The organism is Commensalibacter sp. M0133, assembly GCF_016101485.1.
Lineage (GTDB): Bacteria > Pseudomonadota > Alphaproteobacteria > Acetobacterales > Acetobacteraceae > Commensalibacter > Commensalibacter melissae.
Map to the genome: position 1 here is coordinate 69,274 of NZ_JACFQI010000004.1, position 15,908 is coordinate 85,181.

General features: G+C 36.8%; 16 protein-coding genes and 1 tRNA gene. 11 read left to right on the plus strand and 6 right to left on the minus strand.

Annotation, left to right across the window (positions count from 1 at the left end; all coding sequences use genetic code 11):
- Positions 1-236 precede the first annotated feature (236 nt).
- From H3T46_RS07705 to H3T46_RS09045, 3 genes are all read left to right on the plus strand, one after another.
- Entirely contained in the window at positions 237-1,667 is a 1,431-nt protein-coding gene (locus tag H3T46_RS07705) for a PLP-dependent aminotransferase family protein (RefSeq protein ID WP_198197019.1), read from the plus strand.
- A 60-nt stretch (positions 1,668-1,727) separates the two neighbouring features.
- Positions 1,728-2,102, plus strand: a complete 375-nt coding sequence (locus tag H3T46_RS07710) for a VOC family protein (RefSeq protein ID WP_155565140.1) — start codon at positions 1,728-1,730, stop codon at positions 2,100-2,102.
- 210 nt (positions 2,103-2,312) lie between these two features.
- The gene (locus tag H3T46_RS09045; RefSeq protein WP_155565139.1) at positions 2,313-2,627 is read left to right on the plus strand and encodes a TM2 domain-containing protein; all 315 of its coding nucleotides are present in this window, start codon (positions 2,313-2,315) and stop codon (positions 2,625-2,627) included.
- Here the strand turns inward: H3T46_RS09045 and H3T46_RS07720 are convergent, their stop codons facing one another.
- Positions 2,628-3,872, minus strand: coding sequence for an NAD(P)/FAD-dependent oxidoreductase (locus H3T46_RS07720; protein WP_198197018.1), 1,245 nt, complete (start codon positions 3,870-3,872; stop codon positions 2,628-2,630).
- A gap of 371 nt (positions 3,873-4,243) precedes the next feature.
- On the opposite strand from H3T46_RS07720, the gene queG reads away from it, so the two are divergent.
- From queG to H3T46_RS07755, 7 genes are all read left to right on the plus strand, one after another.
- Positions 4,244-5,302, plus strand: coding sequence for a tRNA epoxyqueuosine(34) reductase QueG (gene queG / locus H3T46_RS07725; protein WP_155565137.1), 1,059 nt, complete (start codon positions 4,244-4,246; stop codon positions 5,300-5,302).
- A gap of 20 nt (positions 5,303-5,322) precedes the next feature.
- The gene (locus H3T46_RS07730) at positions 5,323-5,547 is read left to right on the plus strand and encodes a ribbon-helix-helix domain-containing protein (RefSeq protein ID WP_155565136.1); all 225 of its coding nucleotides are present in this window, start codon (positions 5,323-5,325) and stop codon (positions 5,545-5,547) included.
- A gap of 171 nt (positions 5,548-5,718) precedes the next feature.
- Complete coding sequence (locus H3T46_RS07735) at positions 5,719-6,549, plus strand: TerB family tellurite resistance protein (RefSeq protein ID WP_155566527.1); 831 nt, start codon at positions 5,719-5,721, stop codon at positions 6,547-6,549.
- A 282-nt stretch (positions 6,550-6,831) separates the two neighbouring features.
- Positions 6,832-7,653, plus strand: coding sequence for a VacJ family lipoprotein (locus H3T46_RS07740; RefSeq protein ID WP_155568985.1), 822 nt, complete (start codon positions 6,832-6,834; stop codon positions 7,651-7,653).
- A gap of 15 nt (positions 7,654-7,668) precedes the next feature.
- Positions 7,669-8,331 carry a phospholipid-binding protein MlaC gene (locus H3T46_RS07745; RefSeq protein WP_110438693.1) on the plus strand — a complete coding sequence of 221 codons (663 nt, stop codon included), beginning with the start codon at positions 7,669-7,671 and terminating at the stop codon, positions 8,329-8,331.
- Between the two features lie 59 nt (positions 8,332-8,390).
- Positions 8,391-9,029, plus strand: a complete 639-nt coding sequence (bluB, locus tag H3T46_RS07750; protein ID WP_110438692.1) for a 5,6-dimethylbenzimidazole synthase — start codon at positions 8,391-8,393, stop codon at positions 9,027-9,029.
- Positions 9,030-9,220: 191 nt separating this feature from the next.
- Positions 9,221-10,897, plus strand: coding sequence for a sugar MFS transporter (locus H3T46_RS07755; RefSeq protein ID WP_232349971.1), 1,677 nt, complete (start codon positions 9,221-9,223; stop codon positions 10,895-10,897).
- A gap of 167 nt (positions 10,898-11,064) precedes the next feature.
- Here H3T46_RS07755 and H3T46_RS07760 read toward each other — a convergent pair whose 3' ends face one another.
- From H3T46_RS07760 to H3T46_RS07770, 3 genes are all read right to left on the minus strand, one after another.
- A complete protein-coding gene (locus H3T46_RS07760) occupies positions 11,065-11,577 on the minus strand; it encodes a GNAT family N-acetyltransferase (RefSeq protein ID WP_198197017.1) in 513 nt (170 codons plus the stop codon).
- 80 nt (positions 11,578-11,657) lie between these two features.
- Positions 11,658-13,337: an energy-dependent translational throttle protein EttA gene (ettA, locus tag H3T46_RS07765; protein ID WP_155571733.1), complete on the minus strand. Its 1,680-nt coding sequence runs from the start codon at positions 13,335-13,337 to the stop codon at positions 11,658-11,660.
- A gap of 107 nt (positions 13,338-13,444) precedes the next feature.
- Positions 13,445-13,518: transfer RNA gene (locus H3T46_RS07770), tRNA-Ile, on the minus strand.
- A gap of 289 nt (positions 13,519-13,807) precedes the next feature.
- Between H3T46_RS07770 and ppa the strand changes: the two genes are divergently transcribed.
- Positions 13,808-14,332, plus strand: coding sequence for an inorganic diphosphatase (ppa, locus tag H3T46_RS07775; RefSeq protein WP_198197016.1), 525 nt, complete (start codon positions 13,808-13,810; stop codon positions 14,330-14,332).
- A 78-nt stretch (positions 14,333-14,410) separates the two neighbouring features.
- On the opposite strand, the gene H3T46_RS07780 is transcribed toward ppa, so the two are convergent.
- Together H3T46_RS07780 and H3T46_RS07785 are read right to left on the minus strand one after the other, a co-directional pair.
- The gene (locus H3T46_RS07780) at positions 14,411-14,662 is read right to left on the minus strand and encodes a hypothetical protein (protein ID WP_232350058.1); all 252 of its coding nucleotides are present in this window, start codon (positions 14,660-14,662) and stop codon (positions 14,411-14,413) included.
- A 487-nt stretch (positions 14,663-15,149) separates the two neighbouring features.
- A complete protein-coding gene (locus tag H3T46_RS07785) occupies positions 15,150-15,905 on the minus strand; it encodes an ABC transporter ATP-binding protein (protein WP_198197014.1) in 756 nt (251 codons plus the stop codon).
- Positions 15,906-15,908 lie beyond the last annotated feature (3 nt).

A 15,908-nucleotide genomic window follows, 5' to 3' on the forward strand; every position in this document is an offset into this window, starting at 1 on the left:
CTGGAATTATAAATTTGACAAAGAGTTTCCCGTTTGTAGAAAGAATAATAGAAAGATCGTTCGATGTCTTTACAACAAATACAATCGGCAATTTTGAAAGAAATATGTTTTATAACCAAAAACCTAGCTTGATAATATCCAGCAATGGAAATAATTCCATAATGATAATGAAAAAATAATATAGTAAAAAAAATATTGATATTATATCATGACTCTGTATTCAGGGTTTGATCATCATGTGGACTTTGTCTTCCTCTTCCAATAAACCGTTATATCAACAACTTATTCATCTTATTCAGCAAGCCATTATCAATGGCACCCTGGGTCCTGGTGAACGATTGCCTTCTGAAAGGCAGTTGAGCCATCTCCTGAACATCAATCGTTCAACTGTTATCCGTGCATTGAACGAATTGACAGATCGAAAATTATTAATTCGAAAAATAGGCAGTGGATCGTATGTAAATCCGCTCAAACATGAAATAAATCTTTATCCATCAATGAATTGGTATCCTGTCAAATCGGTATATACCCAATATCAGCGAGATCCCTATCAGATTCATATACAAGAATTACGTAAAAAGGTTCAGGAAAAGCATATCAACCTTATTGATATGGCAACTGGTGATCTTGCACCTTCCCTTTTACCAAAAATTGATCCTACCGATTTACCCTGGCAACATGTTCTATCGTTAGAACAAGATGATGAAACTACACTTCTAGGTCTTTATTCCTTTCGCCAGGCCGTTCAATATCATATGAAAAAACGTATAGGTATATCAGTTGACCTATCCGAAATTCTGATTACAACTGGAACTCAGCAGGCCCTTTTTTTATTGACTCAAACCTTGTTAGGGCCAGGCGATCATATTGCGATAGAAACCCCTTCCTCTTTTTTCCGACTTCCCATTTTTCAAGCTTCCGGTTTACGTGTTCATCCTGCTGCACTGGATCAAAATGGGGTGAACCCAGAAATACTCCAGAAATTGATTCGTAAACATCCCGTAAAAATGATTTTTTTAAATCCAGTTTTTCAAAATCCAACCGGTTCAATCCTTTCATCTTTTCGTAAAAAAGAAATCCTACGGCTTTGTCATGATAATCAAATTCCTCTTATTGAAGATGATGCATATAGCCTACTTTCGTTTGATGAGAATACCGATTGTAGATCCATCAAAATGTATGACAAATACAAACAGGTTATATATCTTGGTTCTTTATCTAAATATATTGGTAAAGCAATCCGTGTTGGTTGGATTATAGCCCCTCGTCCCATTATCCATCAGCTTGCCAATGTTAGACGTCAAATCGAGGGTGGAATAAGTGTTTTACCACAATTACTTGCCCAGTATTATTTAACCCATCAAATGGATAATCATTTCAATTTTCTACAGAAAAAACTTTCGAAAAAAGCAAAGAATCTATGTCATTGGTTGGATCAAAATTACCAATCTCTGTTTCAAATTCAACCTCCAAAAGGTGGACTTTATCTCTATTCAAAATGTCCTCCAGACAAAAACAAGGAATTGTCCACCCTTTTACAGGAATGGTTAAAACAAAAAATAATTATTGCAAAGGGTGAAGAATTTGGAGGGTCTCAAGGAGAGATACGATTTAATTTCTCTCATTTTTCTTCAAAAACAATCAAAAGATTAAAAAATTCATTGTGAAAAGGCAATATCAATTCTAACCTATTTATACAAATCAAGTAATTTTATAAGGAAATAAACATGTTATTCAGTCACATCTGCGTCGGCACCAACAATGTAGAAAAAGCAAAGAAATTCTATGATTCTATTTTCAAGGTTATGAATCTTTCCGATTCAGGATTTGATAAAAAGGGGCGTCCTTTTTATGCGAAGGATGGTCAAAAACTGATTATTTGCAAGCCAATCAACGGACAGGCTGCAACTTATTCCAATGGTGGAACTATCGGATTTCAAATGAACTCTCCCGAACAGGTCAATCAATTCCATGCCGCAGGAATAGCCAATGGTGGTGTGTCAATTGAGGACCCTCCAGGTTTACGCAAAGGAACAAATAAATATCTGGCTTATCTTCGTGATCCTGATGGAAACAAACTTTGCGCTTTTTATGAAGAATAGAATAGTTTCTTGAATGATTCAAAGTTTGTTACATATTATTTACAATCAATGTTCAAAAATAATGAACATTGATCTAATATAAATCAATAATTTATTTATATTTTAAACAAACAGTTAATACTACATTCCCATATCCCAATACATTTAAAATCAAGATATTTGAACTATATAATACATTGATCATTAATTTTTAATGGAAGCTAATCATCAATGTTCAAAAACAATTTAACTTTAAAGGAATGTAAAAGATTAATAAGTCTGGTAACCAATTTAAATGTTAGTAACCGGTCATTTGTAATCGCTATGATCCTTTGGTTTTTTTTGGGCTTCTTCGGGGTGCATCGTCTCTATATCAACAAATTTTTTACCGGTATCCTGATGGCTTTCCTTATGGTTTTAGGATTAGTTACAAAAATAGTCCTGATAGGTTATGTTTTTTGCGGAATTGTCTGGCTGTGGTGGATGTATGATTTATTTATGCTCTTAATACAAACAAGCAAACCCAAAACCTTTTATCGAGCCTAACTATATTGACAGCTTTCTGAATTTATCTGCCAAAATTGCGCTGATTGCTCGTCTCAAACCCAATATTCTGATTTGATGTGAGCGATACAAATATAAATGTGCAATTTTGGCAACCCACCCTCTTATTGCAATATGATGACCAAAAACACCAAAAGATTGATAACGTCCAACACTGACAAGTGAACCATAATCTTTATAATCAAAAGGGTTGACCGAAGCAGGATCTTGAATCAGTTTTAAAAAATTACGACTTAAATAGTAGGCCTGTTGCGTAGCCACTTGCGAGGTTGGTGGTAAAGAGTTATCCTGAACAGAAGAGCAATCTCCCATTGCAAATACATAGGGAAACCCAATGACTTGTAATCGTGGGGTCACAACAATCTGGGATCGTTTGGAATATTCGACACCATCAATTTCCTGCAATAAATTATCACCTTTTATTCCGGTTGTCCAAGCAACCTGATCTGCAGGAATTACAGTACCATTTTCAAGATATACGTGATCCTTGGTTACTTCCTTTACGCGCGCTGATAACAAAGTATTTATGCCAATTTTATTCATGGTCACTTTGACAGCATTACCAATTTCTTTCTCAAAAGTGGGTAAAATCTGATCCCCTGATTGCACAACTGTCAAATGCAAATAATCGGTAAAATCATACCCAACATACTGTGAAGACTGTTTAAGCTGATAGATAATTTCACCGCTTAACTCAACTCCAGTCGCTCCGGCCCCAACAATGACAACATGATGCTTTTCCTTCAAAATTGCAGCTTGTATTATAAAATTCCTTAAATCATTGTAAAAATCAAGGGCATGATCCAGATCATCAATTGGATAGGCATATTCTTTTACACCTTTAGTGTTAAAATCATTGGTTTTACTGCCCATTGAAATAACCAAGTAATCAAATTCAATATTCCGTTCCGGAAGTATTTCTTTGTTGGTTTTGTCATATAATGCGTCTAAAGTGATTTTTCTCTGTTTCAAGTCAATTTTTGAAACATTTCCCGGATTAAAGATATAACCATCACGTTTGGCCTGTGTAAGAAAGTTAATCCCCTGTTCATTGGGTTTCGCACTTCCTGCAGCAAATGTATGCAGCATCGGTTTCCAAATATGATATTCGCTTTTATCAATTAACATTAATTCATATTGTTCAGATTTCAATAAAGAGGATAATCGGGTCACGAATTCCATTCCCGCAATTCCACCTCCTAATACAACAATACGTTTTTTCTGCATTTTTACTTGCCCCTTTACGTGATCTTAATTGAATACTTATAAAGTTTATGATTTAAAAAAAACCGTACAATTGTTTAATTGATAAACTGAATTTTTATTTGAATTATTACTTTTCTTAAAACAACAACTTATTATTTGTTCTTTAATGATGACGTTACAATTTTTAAATAATTAGGTCAATTGCAAATAAAACTATATAATCATGACCTATTTCTATATTTATTTATGTGACAATAAAAATCATGTCTCTTGATATTTTTCATTTTAAGAATGTTTTCTACACTTAAAGAAAACTTGTTTGAATATACAAACCTATTCTATAAATAAATAATCTGAATTACAATTGATGATAGTTATATATTCATATCTTCATGCTACCTAAAAATTTTTCCAAACTTATTCAAAAAAAAGCGATTGAATTGGGATTTGATCAATGTGGCATTTGTGAAGCATCTCTACCACCAGAAAAAGCGGTTTTACTTAAGGAGTTTATTTCTCTCAAACGGCATGGAACCATGCAGTGGTTGGAAGATCGTCTATATTATCGTTCCAGTCCCCACCATTTATGGCCAGAAGTGAAAACGGCAATTGTCTTGGGAGTAAATTATGGCCCCCGGGAAAATCCCCTGGAAAATCTTAAACATCCTGAATGTGCTAATATATCTGTTTACGCCCGTAATCGGGACTATCATGATATAATCAAGGGATGGCTGAAACATTTAGCCCAATTTATATTAAAAGAGACAAAATATTATTCAAATAATGAACAGGTTAAGGTTTTTGTCGATACGGCACCTATCATGGAAAAACCTCTCGCGCAAAAGGCAGGTTTAGGTTGGCAGGGAAAACATACAAATCTGGTTTCCCGTCAATTTGGCAGTTGGCTTTTTTTAGGTGAGATATTGACCACTCTTCATATTCCCCCTTTACCTGCAAGCAAATCACATTGTGGTTCCTGTAAAAAATGCTTGGTTTCCTGTCCAACTCAGGCTTTCCCCGAGCCTTTTAAACTGGATGCAAAACGCTGTATTTCATATCTCACTATAGAATATGCCGGCAGTATCCCCATCGAATTTCGTAAGGCTATGCAAAATCGAATTTACGGTTGTGATGATTGTCTGGCTGTCTGTCCATGGAATAGTTTCGCCAGTCAAAGTCGTCACATCAAGTTACAGGCTCGAACCGAACTTGTTTTACCCCCACTTGCAAAATTTCTTCAATTCAATGAGGAAGATTTCAGAAGTTTTTTCACTGGATCTCCTGTAAAGCGTATTGGTCATTTACGATTTATCAGGAATATCCTGATTGCGGCAGGTAATTCAAATATAGAAAATCTTTTACCACTAATAATAAATTGGAAAAATCATGATAATGCTATTATCAAGGAAACAGCCCAATGGGCATTTGATCAATTTATGATATCCATATAATTGCAAGCCAATCAAAAATCATGTCACGACATTATTTAAAAAAACGCAGTTTTCAAATTTCTGGCCATCGCACAAGCATCGCTCTGGAACAGGACTTTTGGGATATTCTAGATCAAATGGCGGTATCAAAAAATCTTACCCTGCTTCATTTGATTACTGAAATTGATGCAAAACGGTGTGCAAATCATCCGCTATCCTCTATGCTAAGATTAACAGCGTTACATTTTATATTAAAAAAAATATAGTTATTTGATTTTTCCAACTTTTTTTTCAATAAAAATCATTGACTGTAATTAAATAAATAAATTATCCCTCATATTACAGATAATATATGCCACGAAAACTTTTAAAATAAATTTGCCTTTTAACAAAAGAATAATAGAATGAAGCAAGTTTAATTCTATTATATTAATTCAATGCCTGTTTTTGGAAAAATTTTTGGAACAATCGCCGGCTTCGCAACAAGTGGTCCTCTTGGAGCATTACTAGGTGCTGCCATTGGTCATGCTGCAGATAAAAACAAACTGTTAAATCCACCTTTGGGAGGATGGGTTGAACAATGGAAACGTAAGATCTCTCCCGATCTTGTGGGTGCCAGCACCTATATTGCTGTGCAAATGGCCTCAAATGCCGGTAAAAAAGAGCAAGTTATGGCATTATGTCTCATCATTTTATCTGCCAAGCTTGCCAAATGTGATGGTCCGGTCAACCGAAGTGAGGTTGATTATTTTAAACATCATCTTCATATTCCACCACAACAAGAAAAGCAAATAGGTATGCTTTTTGATCGGGCCCGTTCAAGAGTTGATGATTATCCAAAATTTGCAAAAATTCTTAAACACAATTTCCAAGAGGAAAAAGGCAAACTTGAAAATGTTTTTATCCTTCTATATATGCTGGCCCGTTCTGATTTAAAAAAATCGGAACCTCTTCATCCGCTTGAAGAAAAATATTTGCGACATATCCAGCATATATTCGGTCTCTCAGAACGAGTATGGGATTATGCAACCCAAGGAGGCAGTCCCCGTTCTGTTTCTGACGAACCTGATGCATACGTAATACTTGGGGTTGATCCTAAAACGGATACCGAAACTATCCGCAACCGTTGGCGTGAACTTGTTCGCATCTATCACCCTGACCTTATTGCAGCAAAAGGAGGAGATCCAAAGGAAATTGAAAAGGCAAACCAAAAAATCGTAAAAATTAATGCTGCATGGGATTATATTAAACATAATCGTGGAATTTAATTTCAACAATTTTCTATATAATCGTTTGGATCAAATTCTTAATTTTGAGACATGAGCATAACATAAAAGATCTTTAGTTATTTGTTGTTTTATTACCACAATCAGATCTTTCATGTCTCAATTTTAATTAATACAAATTCTTTTTTCTGTTGTTTAATGATGAATCTGCTATGTTCTGAATTGTTATTGCCTAAATTGTTATGATTATTTATTTAATTCATTTAAATTGTATGATCAAAATTTAAAATTGTTATAACAAATTAAAAGTTAACAAAGGTTGCCATGAATTTCACCCTATTTTCTTTCTTTAATTTTCCAAAATCATCCGAACTGAAAAAAAAGAATTTTTTATTACCTTGCTTAACTTTTCTGGGCTGTCTTGGCATTTTTCTGAATGGATGCAGTAATCCGCCACCAAAAGATCCTGAAGCCTTGGCTGAATATAAACATAATAATGACAAATATGAGCCAACCAATCGTAAAATGTACAATTTTACAATAAAAATGGATAAATATACGCTGAAACCTGTAGCCAAAGCGTATGTATGGGCGGTGCCAAAAGTGGTCCGGAAATCACTCAGCAATATGATACGCACCATGGATGAACCCGTTGTCTTTTTCTCAGATGTCGGGGCAGGTAAATCAAGACGCGCTGGAGATGCTTTTGCCCGTTGGTGTATAAACATGGTGGCCGGAATTGGAGGATTAATAGATGTAGCCGAAATGGCTGGATATAAACATCATGACACCACCCCCGGTATGACTCTGGCCAGTTGGGGCGTAAAATCAGGTCCCTATCTATTCGTTCCCTTCATGGGACCAACCTCTCTACGTGAAGGTGGGGGATCCATCATTGCGGTTGGTCTGTCACCATGGAATTATGTCCCCAGAGGATATGGCTTGATAACTTTTAACTGGGCATATAATATTTTAGGTGTAATAAGTTCGAGGGCTGATTATCTTGATGCGATGAATCAATTGCAACAGGATTCTTTGGATCCTTACGCAACCATCCGAAGTGCCTATCAACAACAGCAAGATGCTGAAATCAAAGCACTTATCGAGGATCATAGAGCAACTGTCCCTGCATGGTATGTTAAATAATTTAGGAGCTATATTTTGAAAATTCATCCCTGTAAAATCTTTTTTCCTGCACTTGCGATTAGCGGTATTCTCCTTGCTGGGAACGTTGTTTCAAAACAAGCGATTTTCCCTCTTATAACCCAAGTTCATGCTTCAGAAGCCACCTATTCCGACAATCAGTTGAAAGAGTGGCTGCGATCCACCGGGAATGAAATGGTTGCCATTGTAAATGCAGATTATTCGAAGACTGAACAAAAAGAAAAATTTCTGCCTATTTTGAATAAATATGTTGATGTCGATGGTATCGCGAAATTCTGTCTGGGGCGTTTTTGGAGGGTCGCCACTTCAGACCAGCAACAAGAATATACCCAGCTTTTTCATCAGGTACTCGTTAATTCAATTACCAATCGGCTTGGAGAATATAAAGGGGTTTCATTTACCATTGGCGAAATTACGTCAACAGAGGGAAACAAAAAATCCATTCAGACTACCTTGAAACGTCCAAAACAGCCAGATGTCGTCATTCAGTGGATTATTGAAATTAAAAATGGCTCCCCAATGGTTGTTGATATTATTGGTGAAAATGCGTCACTTGCCGTAACTCAAAGAGGAGATTACACATCTTTTATTGCACGTCATCAAAATGATGTATCCGCTTTGATTGCAGCCTTAAAACGCCAACTTCAAAACCATTCCTAAATTAAATTGACCATCATAAAATATTTTATGATGGCATAATAATTATCCTGCCAGTAATCATGACTAAAGAGCGTTTTTCAGATCATTTTATAAATGAACTTGAACAACTGTTCACTTGGCGAAGGGATGTCAGGCATTTTAAACCAGATCCTATACCTGACGAAATAATGGATCAATTATTGTCTTTTGCATGTAAGGCACCTTCTGTTGGATTGAGTGAACCCTGGTACTTTATCAAAATTAACAGACCCGAATTGCGACAGAAAATCCATAATGTTTTTAAAAAAAATAATTTACAGGCAAGCCGTGATTACAGTTCCGATAAACAAAAGCTTTACAATTCTTTAAAACTATCCGGAATGGATGACGCTCCACATCATATTGCTGTTTTTTCCGAACGCAATCCCGATCAGGGCAAAGGCCTAGGACGCAAGACAATGCCGCAAACCACCGCTTACTCAACTGTTATGGCCATATATAGCTTCTGGTTAGCTGCCAGAGCCTATGGTATAGGCGTTGGATGGGTTTCCATCATAACACCAAAGGATATACATCAGATTCTTGAAATACCGGAAACCCTTGAATTTATCGCTTACCTCTGTGTTGGATATCCACAAACGATCCGGGATAAACCAGAGCTTGAAGAAAAAGGTTGGGAAAAGCGTAATTCGCAAAAAAATAAATGGATCATCAAATAGCAATTCAAGATTAAGAATTTCGTGGCATTTTTTACGGTTTAATTAAAAAAAAACCTTTTTAACAGACACTTTTTATGCTTTGCTATAATTTATGAGTTCTTGTTAAATAAATATTGCCTTTCTATATTTACCTTAAAAAAGAAACCATCTTGATATAAAATATAACCCTAAATAACAAGGGAATTAAGTTTATGAGTCATTCTTCAAATGAAGCGTCAACCATAACAACTCAAGACAATAAATTTACCAATTACCCTATTGCCTTAAGTGTTATTTCAATCGTGTTTTTCATGTGGGGTTTCTTAACCTGTCTAAACAACATTTTAATTCCACATCTCAAAACCGTCTTTAACCTTAATTACACACAAGCGATGCTGGTGCAATTCACGTTTTTTGGAGCATATTTTTTAATGTCTGTTCCAGGAGGCAAAATTGTATCCAGACTTGGTTATAAAAAAGGAATCATTACCGGATTGATTATTGCCGCCATTGGAACATTTTTATTCTGGCCGGCAGCAACAATTGCGAATTACTACTTTTTCCTTCTTGCCCTATTTATTTTGGCAACCGGCATTACCATCCTGCAAGTTTCAGCCAATCCTTATGTCACACTTTTAGGGCCACAAAAAACAAGTTCTAGCCGCCTTAACATGGCCCAGGCCTTGAATGCCCTTGGGACGACTGTTGCTCCTTATCTTGGCAGTATTCTAATCTTAACCGGTGCCGCTTATACAATACCCAACAGGATTGCATCCGATCCACAGACCATCCAGTTGATTTCAACTCTTGAAAATAATCCAACAAATGATATAGAGGCAATTTTTGCAAAGGCCTCCAATGAAAATGTTGCATATGCTTTGAAGAACATACCTCCTTATATATACGAAAAGCTTCCGGATTCCCTAATCCAACAAGAATTTCAAAAATTTTCACCCGAATTAATTGGAACAACACTAAACAATATACCAACTGAAAAAAAATTAAGCTTATTAAGTCATTTCACCGCTGAACAAATTGACCAAATTCCAACCGGGTCCTTGGTTGAAGCTCTTGAAAGCTTTTCAACCCTGAAATTGCAACCAATTGATCAGGAAAATCTCACACAGCTCAAACAACATATTTCTGATTCAACCAATACTAAAATTGAACAGTATCGTAAAGAACAAGCTAAATCTGTTCAAACACCTTATGCAGTGCTTGGAATTATCCTTGTTTTACTGGCTGGCTTTGTAGCAATCTTTAAATTACCTACCAACAAAGACGACAATCAAAACCAACAGAAACAAAACTATAAACTTTCTGACGTGTTCAAACATCCTCATGCAGTCTTGGGCGCCATAGGAATCTTCTGTTATGTTGGTGCCGAAGTCGCATTGGGCAGTTTTATGATAAATTATCTGACCTTGCCAGAAATCGGCAGAATGTCTGAACAGCAAGCTGCACAATATGTTACTTTATTCTGGGGAGGCACCATGGTTGGCAGGATTGTTGGATCAGCCGTGATGGTCAAAAGTTCGCCAAGTAAAATGCTAAGTTGGTGTGCAATTATCAATCTCTGTCTATTATTGACAACCATGTTTAGCACAGGGTACGTTGCGGTTTATTCCATCGTGGCAATTGGGTTGTTCAACTCTATAATGTTCCCAACCATATTCTCACTTGGTATTGCAGAAATGGGCCCTCTAACAGAACAGGCATCGAGTTTGTTAGTTATGGCTATTGTTGGTGGTGCAGTCGTACCGTTCATTCAGGGAATGCTAAGCGATGCCATTGGAATTCAGCATGCATTCTTTCTAACCCTGATTTGTTACGCATTTATTCTATATTACGGTGCCAAAGGTTCCAATCCAAAAAAAGTAACAGCATAATTTATTCATAAATATAATTCTTTAAAAAACCTGAAATCTGGAATACGGATGTGCCTTTAACTGAAAAAAAAATTTTTGTCCGTATTCTGGATTTTTCATGTCTGCATAAAAATTACAATATACATTACATCATTTGAAATTTTGGTCGGACTATACAGTCATTCTCTCTACGATAATACACTGACATAAGTTAGCATCTTGTATCCATGACGCACGAATTGCTCCTCAACATTCATGCCAATACTTCCAAGAATTCGACGAGAGGCTATATTTCTTTCTTTGGTAACCGCCACTATCCGTTGATACCCACGCTCATGGGCGGCCGACAATACAGCAAATGCTGCCTCACGGGCATATCCTTTCCCTTGCGCCCATCCCCATAGTGCAAATCTCAATGCATGCCCACGGTTATCATTGCGCAAGTGTATCCCTGTTATTCCCAAAAATTGACCTGTTCTATTTTGAATATGCTTGCGAACAGTATATATGCCAATCCTATGAGATCCCCAATAAAGAATATCCTCAGCCATTTCCTTTTGCACTTGCCATGAAGTTCGAACACCACCCAACATACTACTAAAGGTCAAAACATCCGTTTTTAAAGCCAAAATATCCGGTATATCCTGCCAATTTACCGGCGATAAAATCAAACGTGAAGTTCTTAAATCCAACCAGTTCACAGATATCAAAACTTACATAAAAAGCCCATCATGACAAAAATCATATGGGCTTTTTCAATTTAAATCAATAATAACCGAAATTATCGTGAAATTGGACGATATTTGATACGACTAGGTTCTGTTGCATCAGGGCCCAGACGCCGTCGCTTATCCTCTTCATACGCTTCAAAATTGCCTTCAAACCATTCGACATGGCTATCCCCTTCAAATGCAAGGATATGAGTTGCAAGACGATCCAGAAACCATCGGTCATGGCTGATAACTACAGCGCAACCGGGGAATTCCTCCAAAGCTTCCTCAAGAACACGCAAAGTATCGAGATCAAGATCATTGGTTGGTTCATCCAGCAGGATTACATTGCTTTCCTGTTTTAACATTTTGGCAAGATGAACGCGGTTTCGTTCACCACCGGATAGAACACCAACCTTTTTCTGCTGATCCGAACCCTTGAAATTAAATGTTCCAACATAGGCTCTCGAAGGAATTGCCCGCTTACCCAGATAAAGGACATCCGTCCCACCGGAAATTTCTTCCCATACGGTTTTATTGGGATCCAATTCATGACGGGACTGGTCAACATATCCCAACTTTACCGTATCACCAATACGTATCTCACCTTCATCAGGTTTATCAGCACCTATAATCATTTTGAACAGGGTTGATTTACCCGCACCATTTGGACCGATTACTCCTACAATCCCTCCAGGAGGCAATTTGAAGTTCAATTTATCAATTAGTAAACGGTCACCAAATCCTTTGCTGAGATTATCCGCTTCAATAACAACATTACCTAAACGGGGGCCAGGGGCAATATATATATCCGCAACACCTGTTGCCTTTTCCTGGCTTTGAGAAAGCATTTCCTCATATTTTGCAATACGGGCCTGGCTTTTCGCCTGACGTGCCTTTGGTGAGGAATTGATCCATTGCTGTTCTGCAGCCAGGGCCCGTTGACGTGCACTTTCCTCTTTTTCTTCCTGAGCCAGACGTTTGCGCTTTTGTTCAAGCCATGAAGAATAATTACCCTCGAATGGATAACCACGGCCACGCTCAATTTCCAAAATCCAGTTTGTAACGTTGTCCAGGAAGTATCGATCATGGGTAATCAGAATAACGGTACCAGCATAATCCCGTAATGTCTGTTCTAACCATGCCACACTTTCCGCATCAAGATGATTTGTCGGCTCATCCAATAAAAGTATATCTGGTTTTTCCAGCAACAGGCGACACAGGGCGACACGACGTCGCTCACCTCCTGATAATTTATCGACTCTTGCTTCAGCTGGTGGGCAACGCAACGCGTCAAGGGCAATTTCAATTTGACGATCAAGTTCCCAACCATTACCGGCATCAATTTTTTCTTGCAGATCAGCCTGTTCTGCCAACAAGGCATTCATGGTGTCATCATCCATCGGCTCGGCAAATTTCATTGAAATTTCGTTAAACCGATCAACAGCCTTTTTTAAAGGGCCAAAACCTTCGGCAACATTTTCACCAACCGTTTTAGTTTCATCCAGCTGCGGTTCTTGTTCTAAATATCCAACCCTGATTCCATCAGCTGCCCAGGCTTCCCCGCCAAATTCCTTATCCTTTCCTGCCATAATGCGTAATAGAGTTGATTTACCCGCACCATTGACCCCAAGAACACCAATCTTTACCCCAGGCAGAAAAGACAAAGTTATGCCTTTAAACACTTCACGACCACCGGGATAAGCCTTTGTCAAATCTTTCATCACATATACATATTGAGGCCCAGCCATCGTTAAGAAGCTCCTTATATCATCTATCTAGTATTAAATATTTAGGGGGAAGAACCTGAGACAATCACCGTTATCTTTTATTGCCCTCAGGCTGGATAAAAAGCGTCTGCGCCTGGCAGGACTCGAACCTGCAACCAGGCCGTTATGAGCGGTCGGCTCTAACCAATTGAGCTACAGGCGCGTTGACGCAGCTCATATTTGCCGTAAAACAATCATTTTTGCAAGCGTTTTCTTTACGTTTATCCGAAAAAACTTTGATTATTACCCATTCCATTCAATTTCATTTATCCATAATCCTGATATCATCAAAAGTTTTAAGATATATTTTTATAATTTTTCCAAAAAGTTAGGATCAAGTCCAGATATAACTATCTGATCATTCATGTCTAGAAATTTAACCGTTTCAATATATTGATAAATCAACGGCAATTCGTTAGTATTTCTGTTTTAAATAATAATGGAACATGATTATGGATCTTTCTAAGATTGCACCGGGCAAAGACGTGCCTAATGATATTAATGTTGTTATTGAAATTCCCAAGGGTTCAAAAGTAAAATATGAAGTTGACAAAGAAAGCGGTGCTGTTTTTGTTGACCGTATTGTCTTTACCCCCATGGCTTATCCTGCTGCCTATGGATTTATTCCCAACACCCTTGCAGCTGATGGTGACCCTATTGACATGCTGGTTTTGATTCCGGAAGCGGTGGTTCCAGGTTGTGTTATTCGTTCTCGTCCAATCGGTGTTTTAAAAATGGAGGATGAATCAGGCATGGATGAAAAAGTGATCTGTGTTCCACACGATAAAATCCATCCTCTATACTCGAAAATTCATGAAGTTTCAGAGCTTCCAGAAATTACCCGCCAAGAAATCGAACATTTCTTTACCCATTATAAAGATTTGGAAAAGGGTAAATGGGTTAAAATCCAAGGCTGGGACAATCAGGCAAAAGCTTGTGAATTAATTGAAATCGCAATTAAAAAATATAAAAAATAAATGCTATAAAGAGCGGCAATAATATTATTGCCGCTCTTTAATAGTAAAACGTAGATTTGATAAGTTATCTAGTAAAAATTAATTAGTAATTTTTTTATCCCATGCAGATTCTATCAATAAACGTTGTATAACCTTGTAAACTGGTTCATTAAATTTTTTAGCCATCGCCAAAATTATTTCTCTTGAACGTCTATCACAATTTAACATGCCACGTTTAGGATCTTTATTTCTTGTTCTTATACCTCTTAAGGCAATTCTAATTTGATCCAGAGGAACATTAAATTTTTGAGATATTTTTTCAAACTCCAAGCAAAACGGTGGTAATCTCAAACGTCGATCATGAATATATTGATCATGAGACAAACTTGTATGAGATCAATATTTTTCTGTGATTTTATTAATTTTTCCAGCATGAGATGGAATTGAAAGACTAAATCTCAATTGATTTTTATCATTTTTTTGCATTATTTACTCCATTTGCAAAAAATTAAAAAAAATAATTATTTTCAAATCACTCTTTACAATGGGTCTAAATAATGCAAAATAGGAACAATGGTTGTATAACTTTAACATTATGATAATGACATATAACCTTCTTATAAAGAGTGATAAATAATTAATAAATGTTAAAAATTAATACGTGACGGGCAGTCTTAATATTAATTTAACATTTATCACTCTTTTTTATATTAATTCCACCAAGTATGTCAATTGTTTTTCTATAGTAATGTCTATATTTAGTATGTTTTTTTTCAATATCATACTATATCAAGTGATTAATATGAAATTATGTAATATAAATTATATTTTTAATCCATTACCAATCAGATTGATGACCCAAAAGATGAAATATATCTTTACGAATTCTAATCAGTTCTTCCGAGTCTCTATGCCTTGGATAATCCATATTGAGCCGAAATTCACCTATGATATGCGCTGGACGATGCCGCATGACAATAATGCGCGTTGCCAGTAACAATGCCTCCTCAATATCATGGGTTACCATAATTGCCGTGAATTTTCTTTGTTGCCATAAATGAACCAACTCTTTTTGCATTGTAATGCGAGTCAGGCTGTCCAATTTTCCCAGTGGTTCATCCAAAATAAGAATGCCTGGATCATTAACCAAGGCTCTGGCCACCGCCACCCTTTGTGCCATGCCACCCGATAATTGTCGAGGGTAGGCATTTTTAAAACTATTCAACCCGATCAGTTCAAGCATCAGTTGAACGGCATGATCGTTCTTTTCCTTACGGATTTTGAAACCCAAATTGACATTATCCCAAACTGTCAACCATGGATATAGGGTCGGATCCTGAAAAACAACCACTCTTGATGGATCTGCCTCAGAAATTTCCTGTCCATTTGCCTGAATCGATCCATTCAAAGGTTGCTCAAGCCCCGCTATCATTCGTAACAATGTTGATTTACCACATCCTGATGGGCCCAGTATAACAACAAATTCCTGTGGTTCAATTGTCAGATTAATATCATCCAATACCGGCAAATCATCATTATCCAGACTATAACCATGACTTAAATGTGTAATGTCAATCCTTTGTTTTTCTGCCATACA

What these genes read in the sequence shown, in the direction of transcription:
- H3T46_RS07705 (WP_198197019.1), top strand. Translation starts at nt 237, where the DNA reads ATGTGGACTTTGTCTTCCTCTTCCAATAAACCGTTATATCAACAACTT.
- H3T46_RS07710 (WP_155565140.1), top strand. Translation starts at nt 1,728, where the DNA reads ATGTTATTCAGTCACATCTGCGTCGGCACCAACAATGTAGAAAAAGCA.
- H3T46_RS09045 (WP_155565139.1), top strand. Translation starts at nt 2,313, where the DNA reads ATGTTCAAAAACAATTTAACTTTAAAGGAATGTAAAAGATTAATAAGT.
- H3T46_RS07720 (WP_198197018.1), bottom strand. Translation starts at nt 3,872, where the DNA reads ATGCAGAAAAAACGTATTGTTGTATTAGGAGGTGGAATTGCGGGAATG.
- queG (WP_155565137.1), top strand. Translation starts at nt 4,244, where the DNA reads ATGCTACCTAAAAATTTTTCCAAACTTATTCAAAAAAAAGCGATTGAA.
- H3T46_RS07730 (WP_155565136.1), top strand. Translation starts at nt 5,323, where the DNA reads ATGTCACGACATTATTTAAAAAAACGCAGTTTTCAAATTTCTGGCCAT.
- H3T46_RS07735 (WP_155566527.1), top strand. Translation starts at nt 5,719, where the DNA reads ATGCCTGTTTTTGGAAAAATTTTTGGAACAATCGCCGGCTTCGCAACA.
- H3T46_RS07740 (WP_155568985.1), top strand. Translation starts at nt 6,832, where the DNA reads ATGAATTTCACCCTATTTTCTTTCTTTAATTTTCCAAAATCATCCGAA.
- bluB (WP_110438692.1), top strand. Translation starts at nt 8,391, where the DNA reads ATGACTAAAGAGCGTTTTTCAGATCATTTTATAAATGAACTTGAACAA.
- H3T46_RS07755 (WP_232349971.1), top strand. Translation starts at nt 9,221, where the DNA reads ATGAGTCATTCTTCAAATGAAGCGTCAACCATAACAACTCAAGACAAT.
- ettA (WP_155571733.1), bottom strand. Translation starts at nt 13,337, where the DNA reads ATGGCTGGGCCTCAATATGTATATGTGATGAAAGATTTGACAAAGGCT.
- ppa (WP_198197016.1), top strand. Translation starts at nt 13,808, where the DNA reads ATGGATCTTTCTAAGATTGCACCGGGCAAAGACGTGCCTAATGATATT.
- H3T46_RS07785 (WP_198197014.1), bottom strand. Translation starts at nt 15,905, where the DNA reads ATGGCAGAAAAACAAAGGATTGACATTACACATTTAAGTCATGGTTAT.